The 14,590-nt window shown below is 53.4% G+C and carries 15 protein-coding genes; 14 read left to right on the top strand and 1 reads right to left on the bottom strand.

The window, feature by feature from the left end:
• The first annotated feature begins 56 nt into the window (after positions 1-56).
• The 12 genes from rsmG to glmS all read left to right on the top strand — a co-directional run bounded on the left by rsmG (position 57) and on the right by glmS (position 11,856).
• Entirely contained in the window at positions 57-677 is a 621-nt protein-coding gene (gene rsmG / locus ACUTQW_RS17930) for a 16S rRNA (guanine(527)-N(7))-methyltransferase RsmG (RefSeq protein ID WP_006321814.1), read from the top strand.
• A 639-nt stretch (positions 678-1,316) separates the two neighbouring features.
• Positions 1,317-1,700 carry a F0F1 ATP synthase subunit I gene (gene atpI, locus ACUTQW_RS17925; protein ID WP_004950471.1) on the top strand — a complete coding sequence of 128 codons (384 nt, stop codon included), beginning with the start codon at positions 1,317-1,319 and terminating at the stop codon, positions 1,698-1,700.
• A 21-nt stretch (positions 1,701-1,721) separates the two neighbouring features.
• Positions 1,722-2,498 (top strand): F0F1 ATP synthase subunit A, encoded by a 777-nt coding sequence (atpB, locus tag ACUTQW_RS17920; RefSeq protein WP_006329010.1) that lies wholly within the window; start codon positions 1,722-1,724, stop codon positions 2,496-2,498.
• A 49-nt stretch (positions 2,499-2,547) separates the two neighbouring features.
• On the top strand, positions 2,548-2,787 hold the full coding sequence (atpE, locus tag ACUTQW_RS17915; protein ID WP_004093904.1) for a F0F1 ATP synthase subunit C: 240 nt from the start codon (positions 2,548-2,550) through the stop codon (positions 2,785-2,787).
• Between the two features lie 57 nt (positions 2,788-2,844).
• Positions 2,845-3,315, top strand: a complete 471-nt coding sequence (gene atpF / locus ACUTQW_RS17910; RefSeq protein ID WP_004950476.1) for a F0F1 ATP synthase subunit B — start codon at positions 2,845-2,847, stop codon at positions 3,313-3,315.
• Between the two features lie 14 nt (positions 3,316-3,329).
• Complete coding sequence (gene atpH / locus ACUTQW_RS17905) at positions 3,330-3,863, top strand: F0F1 ATP synthase subunit delta (protein WP_004950480.1); 534 nt, start codon at positions 3,330-3,332, stop codon at positions 3,861-3,863.
• Between the two features lie 12 nt (positions 3,864-3,875).
• Positions 3,876-5,417 (top strand): F0F1 ATP synthase subunit alpha, encoded by a 1,542-nt coding sequence (gene atpA, locus ACUTQW_RS17900; RefSeq protein WP_004950482.1) that lies wholly within the window; start codon positions 3,876-3,878, stop codon positions 5,415-5,417.
• A gap of 59 nt (positions 5,418-5,476) precedes the next feature.
• Complete coding sequence (atpG, locus tag ACUTQW_RS17895) at positions 5,477-6,340, top strand: F0F1 ATP synthase subunit gamma (protein ID WP_004950485.1); 864 nt, start codon at positions 5,477-5,479, stop codon at positions 6,338-6,340.
• A 32-nt stretch (positions 6,341-6,372) separates the two neighbouring features.
• On the top strand, positions 6,373-7,755 hold the full coding sequence (gene atpD / locus ACUTQW_RS17890; RefSeq protein ID WP_004950488.1) for a F0F1 ATP synthase subunit beta: 1,383 nt from the start codon (positions 6,373-6,375) through the stop codon (positions 7,753-7,755).
• A gap of 20 nt (positions 7,756-7,775) precedes the next feature.
• Positions 7,776-8,195 carry a F0F1 ATP synthase subunit epsilon gene (locus tag ACUTQW_RS17885; RefSeq protein WP_004950490.1) on the top strand — a complete coding sequence of 140 codons (420 nt, stop codon included), beginning with the start codon at positions 7,776-7,778 and terminating at the stop codon, positions 8,193-8,195.
• A gap of 296 nt (positions 8,196-8,491) precedes the next feature.
• Complete coding sequence (glmU, locus tag ACUTQW_RS17880; RefSeq protein ID WP_020440008.1) at positions 8,492-9,862, top strand: bifunctional UDP-N-acetylglucosamine diphosphorylase/glucosamine-1-phosphate N-acetyltransferase GlmU; 1,371 nt, start codon at positions 8,492-8,494, stop codon at positions 9,860-9,862.
• A gap of 164 nt (positions 9,863-10,026) precedes the next feature.
• Entirely contained in the window at positions 10,027-11,856 is a 1,830-nt protein-coding gene (glmS, locus tag ACUTQW_RS17875; protein ID WP_006322826.1) for a glutamine--fructose-6-phosphate transaminase (isomerizing), read from the top strand.
• Positions 11,857-11,904: 48 nt separating this feature from the next.
• On the opposite strand, the gene ACUTQW_RS17870 is transcribed toward glmS, so the two are convergent.
• The gene (locus ACUTQW_RS17870; RefSeq protein ID WP_006322834.1) at positions 11,905-12,285 is read right to left on the bottom strand and encodes a hypothetical protein; all 381 of its coding nucleotides are present in this window, start codon (positions 12,283-12,285) and stop codon (positions 11,905-11,907) included.
• Positions 12,286-12,502: 217 nt separating this feature from the next.
• Here ACUTQW_RS17870 and pstS point away from each other — a divergent pair, with 217 nt between their 5' ends.
• Positions 12,503-13,543: a phosphate ABC transporter substrate-binding protein PstS gene (pstS, locus tag ACUTQW_RS17865; protein WP_004950502.1), complete on the top strand. Its 1,041-nt coding sequence runs from the start codon at positions 12,503-12,505 to the stop codon at positions 13,541-13,543.
• An 89-nt stretch (positions 13,544-13,632) separates the two neighbouring features.
• Positions 13,633-14,589 (top strand): phosphate ABC transporter permease PstC, encoded by a 957-nt coding sequence (pstC, locus tag ACUTQW_RS17860; RefSeq protein ID WP_004950505.1) that lies wholly within the window; start codon positions 13,633-13,635, stop codon positions 14,587-14,589.
• The last annotated feature ends 1 nt before the right edge of the window (position 14,590 follow it).

The raw sequence follows: 14,590 nt of genomic DNA, 5'->3' as shown, positions 1-14,590 counted from the left end.
CCTTATTGGCCAGCCCTGATTAGGCTTGCCGTTCCGCGCCTGTCAGAGGACACGTTGTGCAGAAAAAATTAGATTCGCTGCTCTCGGCGGCAGGCATTGCGCTTCCCGATCAGCAAAAACAGCAGTTGCTGGGTTATGTCGGCATGCTGGATAAGTGGAACAAAGCTTACAACCTCACCTCCGTGCGCGATCCGCAGCAAATGCTGGTGCGCCATATTCTCGACAGCATCGTGGTGAACCCGCATCTGCAAGGCTCACGTTTTATCGATGTCGGCACAGGGCCTGGTCTGCCGGGTATCCCATTGGCTATCGTTCGTCCTGATTCTCATTTCACCCTGCTCGACAGTCTGGGCAAGCGGGTGCGCTTCCTGCGCCAGGTGCAGCATGAACTGGGATTGACCAATATCGAGCCGGTGCAGAGTCGTGTTGAAGCGTTTCCGGCCGAACCGCCTTTTGACGGCGTCATCAGCCGCGCTTTCGCTTCGCTGCAGGATATGCTGTCCTGGTGCCATCATCTGCCGGCAAAAGGGCAGGGGAGGTTCTACGCGCTGAAAGGGGTACGCCCGGATGAAGAGCTGGCGCAACTGCCTGAAGGCATAGTGCTGGAGTCGGTGGTGCGTCTGCAGGTGCCGGAACTCGAAGGTGAACGCCATTTGGTGGTACTTAAGGCAAACTGAGTTTGCTTTTGATCAAATAAGCGTGAATTAAAGAGGGTGCCCAACGTAAAAGGTAAGCAGGCTAACTAAATGGTGATTTCTTTAGTTAATTTACTTTTTATTAACACAAAAATAGCCGCTAATTAGCGACAATAGAGTAATTGCCATTTGAAATAGTCACGTTAGCAACGATAGGCGAACGATTCTGCTTTGCTGCTAATGTTAATTGGCTGTTGTAATATTAGCCCGGAAGCTGTCAATAAAAGGTTTTTATCGGGTATATGGATTGTTTTTGAACAGTTAACTTGTAATGTTTTGATTTATAATATTTTTTGATCGCCCAATTAGCTAAAGACTGTTTGCGTTACGATGAGCTATAAATCATTACGAGGCATTATTGTGAGCGGCTCCACGTTTCTCGGTGCAATGCTGGAATAATCAGACAATTAAATTAGCCCTATTATTCCGACCGTTTTCTTGTGAAAATGGCCTGAAATGGGGGAATTTAAATAATTGTTCACCTTTTCGCTACTTATCGATTGAATTCGTTGGTATGCCCCGTATAATTTGCTCGTTTTTTGCTGCTTGACTCAGGACAGCAAAGACAGTTTTATACGTCACTCAGCATACCCCCTCTGGGGTACGGAGAGAACAAACGTCATGTCTGTGTCCCTTTACAGCGGAAAAGTAGCACGCAAGCTGCTGTTCCTGCAGTTAATGACTTTTGTTCTGATCAGCGCTGTTTTCTTGCTGAAAAGCCTGGAATGGAGCGCTTCGGCATTGGCAGGTGGTCTCGCCGCCTGGTTGCCGAGTGCAATGTTTATGCTGTTTGCCTTGCGCCATCAGGCGCAGACGCCGGCGCCCGGTCGGGTTGCCTGGTCGTTCGCCATAGGCGAGGGGCTAAAGGTCGTGATCACCATCGTTTTGCTGATCGTGGCGCTTGGGGTGTTCAAGGCGGAGTTTATACCGCTTGGCCTGACCTATTTAGCGGTGTTAGTGGTGCAAATAGTGGCACCCGCCGTGATTAACAGTTACCGAAATTAACTAAATAAGGGTAGAGGCATCATGTCTGCAGAGGGATACAACAGTCCACAGGAGTATATCGGTCACCACCTGACGCAGCTTCAGGTCGGGACTGGTTTTTGGTCGATTAACCTCGACTCGATGTTTTTCTCCGTTGTACTCGGGGTTCTGTTCCTGGTGGTTTTCCGCAAGGTTGCCAAAAATGCCACCAGCGGCGTGCCGGGTAAACTGCAAACCGCAGTAGAACTGGTCGTTGGCTTTGTCGACAGCAGCGTCAAAGATATGTACCACGGCAAGAGCAAGGTAATTGCTCCGCTGGCGCTGACGGTGTTTGTCTGGGTGTTCCTGATGAACATGATGGACCTGATTCCGGTAGACTTCCTGCCGTACATCGGGACTCATCTTGGTCTGCCTGCGCTGCGCGTCGTGCCTACCGCGGACGTCAACGTGACCTTGTCGATGGCGTTGGGCGTATTTATCCTGATTTTGTTCTACAGCATCAAAATGAAAGGCGTTGGCGGGTTCGTTAAAGAGTTAACCATGCAGCCGTTCAACCACCCTGTATTCATTCCTATCAACCTGATTCTTGAAGGTGTCAGCCTGCTGTCCAAGCCTGTTTCACTGGGCCTGCGACTGTTCGGCAACATGTATGCGGGTGAGTTGATCTTCATCCTGATTGCCGGCCTGTTGCCGTGGTGGTCACAGTGGGTCCTGAGCTTGCCTTGGGCTATCTTCCACATCCTGATCATTACGCTTCAAGCCTTTATTTTCATGGTTCTGACGATTGTCTATCTGTCGATGGCATCTGAAGAGCACTGATTTTCTTAAAACACTTGCACTTTTAAACTGAAACAAACTGGAGACTGTCATGGAAAACCTGAGTATGGATCTGCTGTACATGGCTGCCGCTGTGATGATGGGTTTAGCGGCAATCGGTGCTGCGATCGGTATCGGCATCCTGGGTGGTAAATTCTTGGAAGGCGCTGCACGTCAGCCTGACCTGATTCCTCTGCTGCGTACACAGTTCTTTATCGTTATGGGTCTGGTTGACGCCATCCCGATGATCGCTGTTGGTCTGGGTCTGTACGTGATGTTTGCTGTCGCGTAAGTAGAGAAGTTCTCTACACTGAAACCACACTATTAACTTTTAAAGAGGCATTGTGCTGTGAATCTTAACGCAACAATCCTCGGCCAGGCCATCGCGTTCGTTCTGTTTGTCTGGTTCTGCATGAAGTATGTATGGCCGCCGATTATGGCTGCCATCGAGAAGCGTCAGGGAGAAATTGCTGACGGTCTCGCTTCTGCAGAGCGTGCCAAAAAAGATTTGGACTTAGCGCAAGCCAATGCGACCGACCAGCTGAAAACTGCTAAAGCAGAAGCTCAGGTGATCATCGAGCAAGCAAACAAACGCAAAGCTCAGATCATGGATGAAGCGAAAGCCGAAGCCGAGCAGGAACGTAACAAAATCGTGGCGCAGGCTCAGGCTGAGATCGAAGCCGAACGTAAGCGCGCTCGTGAAGAGTTGCGTAAGCAAGTCGCGATGCTGGCAATTGCCGGCGCCGAGAAGATCATCGAACGTTCCGTGGATGAAGCTGCTAACAGCGACATCGTTGATAAACTGGTCGCTGAACTGTAAGGAGGGAGGGGCTGATGTCTGAATTTGTAACTGTAGCTCGCCCCTACGCCAAAGCAGCTTTTGACTTTGCCGTTGAGCACCAAAGCGTAGAACGCTGGCAGGATATGCTGGCGTTTGCCGCTGTTGCCACTCGCAATGAACAAATTTCTGAACTGCTGTCTGGTGCTGTCGCGCCGGAGACGCTGTCCAAAACGTTCATCGCTGTTTGTGGCGAGCAGCTCGACGAACATGGCCAGAACTTTATCCGTGTAATGGCCGAAAATGGACGTTTACTGGTTCTTCCCGCGGTGCTGCAGCAGTTCATCGAACTGCGCGCTTTGCTGGAATCCACCGTCGAAGTCGAAGTGCTCTCTGCGAGCGTACTTAACGACGAACAGCAGGCTAAAATTGCCGCTGCGATGGAAAAACGTCTGTCACGCAAAGTTAAGCTGAATTGCAAAATTGACAAGTCTGTTCTGGCTGGCGTGATTATCCGCGCCGGCGATATGGTGATTGATGGCAGCGTTCGCGGTCGTCTTGAACGCCTGACAGACGTCTTGCAGTCTTAAGGGGACTGGAGCATGCAACTGAATTCCACCGAAATCAGCGAACTGATCAAGCAGCGCATTGCTCAGTTCAATGTGGTGAGCGAAGCTCACAATGAAGGTACTATTGTTTCCGTCAGTGACGGGATCATCCGCGTTCACGGTCTGGCCGAAGTTATGCAGGGCGAAATGATCGCGCTGCCAGGCAACCGTTACGCAATCGCATTGAACCTGGAGCGCGACTCCGTAGGTGCCGTGGTTATGGGTCCGTACGCGGATCTGGCCGAAGGCATGAAGGTAAAATGTACCGGCCGTATTCTGGAAGTTCCGGTTGGCCGTGGCCTGCTGGGCCGTGTAGTTAACACCCTGGGCGCACCTATCGACGGTAAAGGCCCGGTTGATAACGACGGTTTCTCCCCGGTTGAAGCTATCGCCCCTGGTGTTATCGAGCGTCAATCCGTAGATCAGCCGGTTCAGACTGGCTACAAATCTGTTGATGCGATGATCCCAATCGGCCGTGGTCAGCGTGAGCTGGTGATCGGTGACCGTCAGACCGGTAAAACCGCTCTGGCCATCGATGCGATCATCAACCAACGCGACTCCGGCATCAAATGTGTTTACGTGGCTATCGGCCAGAAAGCGTCCACCATCGCTAACGTGGTGCGCAAACTGGAAGAGCACGGCGCATTGGCTAACACCATCGTTGTGGTTGCGACCGCGTCTGAATCCGCTGCACTGCAATACCTGGCACCTTATGCCGGTTGTGCGATGGGTGAATACTTCCGTGACCGCGGTGAAGATGCACTGATTGTTTACGATGACCTGTCCAAACAGGCTGTCGCTTATCGTCAGATCTCCCTGCTGCTTCGTCGTCCACCAGGTCGTGAAGCTTACCCAGGCGACGTATTCTACCTCCACTCCCGTTTGCTGGAGCGTGCTGCGCGTGTTAACGCCGACTACGTTGAAGCCTTCACCAAAGGTGAAGTCAAAGGTAAAACCGGTTCACTGACCGCTCTGCCGATCATTGAAACCCAGGCAGGTGACGTTTCCGCGTTCGTTCCGACCAACGTAATCTCGATTACCGATGGTCAGATCTTCCTGGAATCCAACCTGTTTAACTCCGGTATTCGTCCGGCAGTTAACCCGGGTATCTCTGTATCCCGTGTGGGCGGTGCAGCGCAAACCAAGATCATGAAAAAACTGTCCGGTGGTATTCGTACCGCGCTGGCACAGTATCGTGAACTGGCTGCGTTCTCTCAGTTCGCTTCCGATCTGGATGATGCGACCCGCAAACAGCTGAGCCACGGTCAGAAAGTGACCGAGCTGCTGAAACAGAAACAGTATGCGCCGATGTCCGTCGCACAACAGTCTCTGGTGCTGTTCGCCGCAGAACGTGGCTACCTGAACGACGTTGAAGTCGCGAAAGTCGTGAGCTTCGAAGCCGCTCTGGTTGCTTACGCAGACCGCGAGCATGCCGAGTTGCTGAACCACATCAACCAAACTGGCAATTTCAACGATGAGATCGAGGGCAAGCTGAAAGCTATCCTCGAGACCTTCAAGAAAACCCAGTCCTGGTAACGCCTAACGGTCCTGCTGTTGAAAGACAGCAGGCCGTCTGGCAATGAGGAGAAGCAGAGATGGCCGGCGCAAAAGAGATACGTAGTAAGATCGCGAGCGTGCAAAACACGCAAAAGATCACTAAAGCGATGGAAATGGTCGCCGCCTCCAAAATGCGTAAATCGCAGGAACGCATGGCGGCCAGCCGTCCTTATGCAGAGACCATGCGCAAAGTGATTGGTCACCTTGCGTTAGGTAATCTGGAATATAAGCACCCGTACCTGGATGAGCGTGATGTTAAGCGCGTCGGGTATCTGGTGGTGTCTACTGACCGTGGTCTCTGTGGTGGCTTGAACATCAACCTGTTCAAGCGGCTGTTGTCAGAGATGAAAGGCTGGTCCGAAAAAGGCGTCGAAGCTGATTTGGCGCTGATTGGCTCTAAAGCGGCTTCTTTCTTTGGTTCCGTGGGCGGCAACGTGGTTGCCCAGGTGACCGGCATGGGGGATAAACCTTCTCTGTCGGATCTGATCGGGCCGGTGAAAGTGATGCTGCAAGCCTACGACGAAGGTCGTTTGGACAAGCTGTACATTGTCAGCAACAAATTTGTCAATACGATGTCTCAGGAACCACAGATCGTTCAGCTGCTGCCGTTACCGCCTTCCGATGACGGTGAGCTGAAGAAAAAATCTTGGGATTACCTGTATGAACCCGATCCAAAAGTGCTGCTTGATACCTTGCTGCGCCGTTATGTGGAATCGCAAGTTTATCAGGGCGTCGTGGAAAACCTGGCCAGCGAGCAGGCCGCACGAATGGTAGCGATGAAAGCCGCAACCGATAACGGCGGTAGCCTGATCAAAGAGCTGCAGTTGGTATACAACAAGGCTCGTCAGGCCAGCATCACTCAGGAACTCACCGAGATCGTTTCGGGAGCCTCCGCGGTTTAAGCTAGGTTTACGAATTACGTAGAGGATTCAAGATGGCTACTGGAAAGATTATCCAGGTAATCGGCGCCGTAGTGGACGTCGAGTTCCCTCAGGATGCCGTACCGAAAGTGTACAACGCTCTTGAGGTAGAAAACGGTACCGATAAGCTGGTGCTGGAAGTTCAGCAACAGCTGGGCGGTGGCGTGGTTCGCTGTATCGCGATGGGGACCTCTGATGGTCTGCGTCGCGGCCTGAAAGTGATCGACCTGGATCACCCGATTGAAGTACCGGTAGGTAAAGCTACCCTGGGCCGCATCATGAACGTATTGGGTGAACCAATCGACATGAAAGGCGACATCGGCGAAGAAGAACGTTGGGCAATTCACCGTCCAGCGCCAAGCTACGAAGATTTGGCCAACTCCCAGGATCTGCTGGAAACCGGTATCAAGGTTATGGACCTGATCTGTCCGTTCGCTAAGGGCGGTAAAGTTGGTCTGTTCGGCGGTGCGGGCGTGGGTAAAACCGTAAACATGATGGAGTTGATCCGTAACATCGCGATCGAACACTCCGGTTATTCCGTGTTTGCGGGCGTGGGTGAGCGTACTCGTGAGGGTAACGACTTCTACCACGAAATGAACGACTCCAACGTACTGGACAAAGTATCCCTGGTTTACGGTCAGATGAACGAGCCACCGGGTAACCGTCTGCGCGTTGCTCTGACCGGTCTGACCATGGCGGAGAAATTCCGTGACGAAGGCCGCGACGTTCTGCTGTTCGTTGATAACATCTACCGTTATACCCTGGCCGGTACCGAAGTGTCCGCACTTCTGGGCCGTATGCCATCTGCGGTAGGTTATCAGCCAACGCTGGCGGAAGAGATGGGCGTTCTGCAAGAACGTATCACCTCTACCAAGACCGGTTCTATCACCTCCGTACAGGCCGTTTACGTTCCTGCGGATGACTTGACTGACCCGTCGCCAGCCACCACCTTTGCCCACTTGGACGCAACCGTGGTACTGAGCCGTAATATCGCTTCTCTGGGTATCTACCCGGCCGTTGACCCGCTGGATTCCACCAGCCGTCAGTTGGATCCGCTGGTAGTTGGCCAGGAGCACTACGATGTAGCGCGTGGCGTGCAGTCCATTCTGCAACGTTACCAGGAACTGAAAGATATCATCGCAATTCTGGGTATGGACGAGCTGTCAGAAGAAGACAAACTGGTCGTATCCCGTGCGCGTAAAATCCAACGCTTCCTGTCTCAGCCGTTCTTCGTGGCAGAAGTCTTTACCGGTTCTCCGGGCAAGTTCGTATCGCTGAAAGACACCATTCGTGGTTTCAAAGGCATTATGGACGGCGACTATGACCACCTGCCTGAACAAGCGTTCTACATGGTTGGCACCATTGAAGAAGCAGTGGAAAAAGCCAAGAAACTGTAACGTCTTGAGAGGAGGGTGATATGGCTATGACTTACCATCTGGATGTAGTCAGCGCGGAAAAACATATGTTTTCCGGCCTGGTGCAAAAGATCCAGGTGACAGGTAGCGAAGGCGAACTGGGGATTTTCCCTGGCCATGCGCCGCTGCTGACTGCCATCAAGCCTGGCATGGTGCGTATTGTTAAACAACACGGTGAAGAAGAGTTCATCTACCTGTCCGGTGGTATCCTTGAGGTACAACCGAGCGTGGTAACCGTGCTGGCCGACACTGCTATCCGTGGAACGGACCTCGACGAAGCGAGAGCGCTGGAAGCTAAGCGTAAAGCTGAAGAGCATATCAGCAGCTCTCATGGCGATGTCGACTATGCTCAGGCATCTGCAGAACTGGCGAAAGCGATCGCGAAACTGCGCGTTATCGAGCTTACCAGAAGATCGATGTAATATTTTGGCGCGTGCATAACGTAGCTAAAATTAAGAAAGCGGCCTATAGGGTCGCTTTTTTTTTGCTTTAAAATAAGCGTTTCTACCCGGCGGGGATTGTGATGTATAACACCCGGTACAGGCTAAAAATGTCTCCGATTGCCGACAATTATACCCTGCATAACGGGATGTCAGGCTGAGCTGCGGAACGCCTAGTGCCACATGGCTTATGCCCGGTTCGTGCAGAGAAATATGTAGTAATATTGTCACCAAAGGGTTCTACTTTCGTCCATCAAAATGGAGTTATCAGGTTGCTTATGTCGAACAGCGCAATGAGTGTGGTGATCCTCGCCGCGGGCAAGGGAACACGCATGTATTCCGATCTTCCCAAGGTGTTACATCCGTTGGCCGGCAAGCCGATGGTGCAGCACGTCATTGATGCCGCGATGAAACTGGGCGCGAAAAACGTCCATCTGGTGTATGGCCACGGCGGTGACTTGCTGAAAAGTACCCTGACCGATGAAGCGTTGAACTGGGTGTTGCAGGCTGAGCAACTGGGTACCGGGCATGCCATGCAGCAGGCTGCGCCGCATTTTGCCGATGATGAAGACGTCCTGATGCTGTACGGTGACGTGCCGCTGATCTCCGTCGATACGCTCACGCGCCTGCTGGCGGCGAAGCCGCAGGGCGGCATTGGCCTGCTGACGGTAAAGCTGGCTGACCCAAGCGGTTACGGCCGCATCGTGCGTGAGAACGACGATGTAGTGGGTATCGTTGAGCATAAGGATGCCAGCGAAGCCCAGCGTCAGATTACTGAAATCAATACCGGCATTTTGGTCGCTAACGGGCGCGATCTTAAGCGTTGGTTGGGGATGTTGAACAACGACAATGCGCAGGGTGAATTCTACATCACGGATATTATTGCGCTGGCCCATGCCGACGGTAAGAAAATTGAAGCGGTGCACCCGTCACGCCTGAGCGAAGTGGAAGGCGTGAATAACCGCCTGCAGCTGTCGCGGCTTGAGCGTATCTATCAGGCAGAACAATCTGAAAAATTGCTGTTGGCCGGCGTAATGCTGCTGGATCCGGCACGCTTTGACCTGCGCGGGGAACTTGTGCACGGTCGCGATATCTCTATTGATGCTAATGTCATCATCGAAGGAACGGTAACGCTGGGGGACCGGGTGAAGATCGGTGCTGGCTGTGTACTGAAAAACTGCGTGATCGGCGATGACTGCGAAATCAGCCCCTACAGCGTGTTGGAAGATGCGGTGCTGGAATCTGCTTGTACCGTGGGGCCATTTGCCCGCTTACGCCCGGGCGCAGAGTTGGCAGAAGGCGCTCACGTCGGCAATTTCGTGGAGATAAAAAAAGCGCGTCTGGGCAAAGGTTCCAAAGCGGGCCATCTGAGCTACCTGGGCGACGCTGAAATTGGCGATGATGTGAATATCGGCGCCGGCACCATTACCTGTAACTATGATGGCGCCAATAAGCATAAAACCATTATTGGCGACGGCGTGTTTGTCGGTTCAGACACGCAGCTGGTGGCGCCGGTTTCCGTTGGCAAAGGTTCCACCATTGCCGCCGGCACCACGGTCACCCGCGATATCGCTGAAAATGAACTGGTACTGAGCCGCGTCAAGCAGGTACATATCCAGGGTTGGCAGCGACCGGTGAAAAAGAAATAGGCGTAAGAAGATAGTGTGTTTTGCGTTGGGCTCAGGTAACGAGCCCAATACAAAACATAATAATCCCCATTCTCTACAGGCTCGGGGACGCACGGTAAAAACCGGCAAAATCAGGTCAAGGCATCGAAAGCGCCCCGAAAGGCGTTTAATTAGGAATACAACTGATGTGTGGAATTGTAGGCGCAGTAGCGCAACGTGATATTGCAGAAATTCTGTTGGAAGGGTTACGCCGTCTTGAGTACCGCGGTTACGACTCCGCCGGTCTGGCGGTGGTTGATGCCGAAGGCAACGTAAGCCGTTTACGCCGCGTAGGCAAAGTCAATAAACTGACCGAAGCCGCAGAACAACACGAACTGCATGGTGGCACCGGTATTGCTCACACCCGCTGGGCAACGCACGGTGAACCTACCGAAGCGAATGCGCACCCGCATGTTTCTGATTACATCACCGTGGTGCATAACGGCATCATCGAAAACCATGAACCGCTGCGTGAATTGCTGATCGAGCGCGGTTATCACTTCAGCTCTGAGACCGACACCGAGGTGATTGCACACCTGGTGCATTGGGAACAGCGCCAGGGCGGTACGCTGCTGGAAGTGGTGCAGCGCGTGATCCCACAATTACGCGGCGCCTACGGCACCGTGGTCATGGACAGCCGCGATCCTAGCGTGCTGGTGGCTGCGCGCTCCGGTAGCCCGTTGGTTATCGGCCGCGGCGTGGGCGAAAACTTTATCGCTTCCGATCAGCTGGCTCTACTGCCGGTAACTCGCCGCTTTATCTTCCTGGAAGAAGGCGACGTGGTGGAAGTGACTCGCCGCACCGTCAGCATTTTCGACAAACAGGGGAACGCCATCGAGCGTCCTGAGATCGAATCCAAAGTGCAGTATGACGCCGGTGACAAAGGCGCTTACCGTCACTACATGCAAAAAGAGATCTACGAACAGCCGCTGGCGCTGAAAAACACCCTGGAAGGGCGTTTCAGCCATGGCCAAATCAACCTGAGCGAACTGGGTCCGCGCGCCGATGAATTGCTGGCTAACGTGCAGCACGTGCAAATCATCGCCTGCGGCACCTCCTACCACTCCGGTATGGTGGCGCGTTATTGGTTCGAAGCGCTGGCCGGCGTGCCGTGCGACGTCGAAATCGCCTCGGAATTCCGCTACCGCAAATCTGCCGTGCGCCCGGGCAGCCTGATCATCACGCTGTCGCAGTCCGGTGAAACCGCCGATACCCTGGCGGCGTTGCGTCTGTCTAAAGAGCTGGGTTACCTCGGTTCCCTGGCGGTGTGTAACGTGGCCGGTTCTTCGCTGGTGCGTGAGTCCGATTTGGCGCTGATGACCAAAGCCGGTACTGAAATCGGCGTAGCTTCTACCAAAGCCTTCACCACCCAGCTTGCGGTATTGCTGATGCTGGTGGCGCGTTTGGGTCGTTTGAAAGGCATGGCGGAAAGCGTTGAGCATGAAATCGTGCACGCTCTGCAGGCATTGCCAGCGCGCATCGAACAGATGCTGTCGCTGGACAAAAACATTGAAGCGCTGGCGGAAGGTTTCTCCGACAAGCATCACGCGCTGTTCCTTGGCCGTGGCGATCAGTACCCGATCGCCATGGAAGGTGCGCTGAAGCTGAAAGAGATCTCTTACATTCATGCGGAAGCCTATGCGGCGGGTGAGCTGAAACATGGCCCGCTGGCGTTGATCGACGCCGATATGCCGGTCATCGTGGTGGCGCCGAACAACGAACTGCTGGAAAAACTGAAGTCCAACATCGAAGAAGTGCGCGCGCGCGGCGGCCAGCTGTACGTGTTCGCCGATCAGGACGCCGGTTTCGTCAGCAGCGAAGGAATGACCATCATTCCATTGCCGCACGTGGAAGAAATCGTGGCGCCCATCTTCTACACCGTGCCGTTGCAGCTGCTGTCCTATCACGTGGCGCTGATCAAAGGCACCGACGTTGACCAGCCGCGTAACCTGGCGAAGTCCGTCACGGTAGAGTAATCAGCTGCTGTTATGTTTGAAAAGCCGGCCTGAGCGCCGGCTTTTTTATCATTTAATTTTGTTATTCAGGTCTTGTACCGAGCGTTTCAGATCGCTGATTTCGCTTTGGGCATTGTCTTGCCCTTGTAACTTACGTTTCAGATTGTCGATCTCGCTGTTTTGATTTCGGTTCTCGTTTTCCATATTGCTCAGCTTGTCTTGCAGTTTCTTGATGGCCTGTTCCTGAAGCCTTAATTGTTCTTTGAAGCCGTCTAAATCTCCAAGCTCATAATTGGAAATGACGTAGCCTTGGTCGTAATGGCTCCAAAGAAGGATGTTATCGGTACTGCCGCTCGATTGCTTGCTGCGCTGTAGTCCATCCGCCGCCGTGGCGTTGGCCATAGCCAGCAAACCAAGGCTAACCGTTGACAATATAAGTATTTTTTTCATATGAAGTCCCTTTTCCTGAGCAAGGTATAACAGAATGTTTCAGGTTAAATAATAGCCTAATCAATATGTTAATTGCACGCTTGGTGTCTTGTAATATAACTGTCATATTTCGTACATTTTACTGTCACCAAACTGTCCTATTTTCCCTCCTGCAGCAATACTTACTCTGATGAAAACGACTTGAAGTCGATTTTTGAATATCCCATTAGGAGGGATTATGAAACTGATGCGTACCACCGTCGCCAGTATTGTGGCAGCGACTTTCTCCCTGACCGCCGTGTCCGCGTTCGCTGCTGCCAGCCTGACCGGTGCAGGTGCGACATTCCCCGCTCCGGTGTATGCCAAGTGGGCAGATTCTTATCAGAAAGAAACCGGCAACAAGGTTAACTATCAGGGGATCGGTTCCTCTGGCGGCGTGAAGCAAATCATCGCCAACACCGTTGACTTTGGTGCTTCTGATGCCCCGTTGTCTGACGACAAACTGGCGGCCGATGGCCTGTTCCAATTCCCTACCGTGATCGGCGGCGTAGTGCTGGCCGTAAACATCCCGGGCATCAAATCCGGTGAATTGACCCTGGACGGTAAAACGCTGGGTGACATCTACCTGGGCAACGTGAAGAAATGGAATGACCCGGCAATCACCAAGCTGAACCCGGGCGTCAAGCTGCCGGATCAGAATATCGCCGTGGTACGCCGCGCTGACGGTTCAGGCACCTCTTTCGTGTTCACCAGCTACCTGTCTAAAGCCAACGCGCAGTGGAAAGAGAAAATCGGCGCAGGCTCTACCGTTAACTGGCCAACCGGTCTGGGCGGTAAAGGCAACGACGGCATCGCCGCGTTCGTACAGCGTCTGCCAGGCTCTATCGGCTACGTTGAGTACGCTTACGCCAAGCAAAACAACCTGGCTTACACCAAGCTGATTTCTGCCGACGGCAAGCCGGTCAGCCCAACCGAAGAGAGCTTCAGCGCCGCCGCTAAAGGCGTGGACTGGAGCAAAACTTTCGCTCAGGACCTGACTAACCAGAAAGGCGATGGCGCATGGCCAATCACCTCCACCACCTTCATCCTGGTGCACAAAGAGCAGAAAAACCCGGCTCAGGGCGCAGAAGTGCTGAAGTTCTTTGACTGGGCGTACAAAACCGGTGCCAAGCAGGCCAACGATCTGGATTACGCCTCTCTGCCTAACGAAGTGGTTGAGCAGGTGCGTGCAGCATGGAAAACCAACGTAAAAGACAGTTCCGGTAAAGCACTGTACTAAAGAACGCAGGGGCGCGGGTTCACCGCGCTCCAGCCTATTTTGCAGGGCTCACCCATTGAGCTCGCCAGGGTTAAAACAGAGAGTGATCTATGGCTGAGTATAAGCCGACCATCAAAGCACCGAGTAAAAATGGTGATGTCATCTTCAGCGCGCTGGTCAAACTGGCGGCGCTGATTACCCTATTGTTGCTGGGCGGCATTATTGTTTCGCTGATTTTCGCCTCCTGGCCGAGCATGCAGAAATTCGGCTTCGCCTTCTTGTGGACCAAAGAATGGGACGCGCCTGCCGAGCAGTTCGGTGCGCTGGTTCCTATTTACGGTACCGTCGTCACGTCGTTGATTGCCCTGATTATTGCCGTACCCGTGAGCTTCGGTATCGCGCTGTTCCTGACCGAGCTGGCGCCAAACTGGCTGAGACGCCCACTGGGCATCGCTATTGAGTTGCTGGCGGCAATCCCGAGTATCGTTTACGGCATGTGGGGCTTGTTCGTGTTTGCGCCGCTGTTTGCCGAATATTTCCAGACTCCGGTTGGCGACGTGCTGTCCGGCATTCCTATTGTCGGCGAGCTGTTCTCCGGCCCGGCGTTCGGTATCGGTATTCTGGCAGCCGGGGTGATCCTGGCGATCATGATTATTCCTTATATCGCCGCCGTCATGCGAGACGTGTTCGAACAGACCCCGGTGATGATGAAAGAGTCCGCCTATGGCATCGGCTGCACCACCTGGGAGGTGATGTGGCGTATCGTGCTGCCGTTTACCAAGAATGGCGTGATTGGCGGCGTGATGCTGGGATTGGGCCGCGCGCTGGGGGAAACCATGGCGGTGACCTTCATCATCGGTAACACCTACCAGCTCGACAGCGCTTCACTGTATATGCCGGGTAACAGTATTACCTCTGCGCTGGCCAACGAATTCGCCGAAGCGGAATCGGGCGTGCACACCGCAGCGTTGATGGAGCTGGGCCTGATTCTGTTTGTTATCACCTTTATCGTCCTGGCGCTGTCGAAGTTGATGATCATGCGTCTGGCCAAGAAAGAGGGGCGCTAAC

The organism is Serratia sp. TSA_7 (assembly GCF_052692135.1).
The sequence above is the reverse complement of the archived record's forward strand: the minus strand, read 5'-3'. Positions and strand labels throughout refer to the sequence as shown.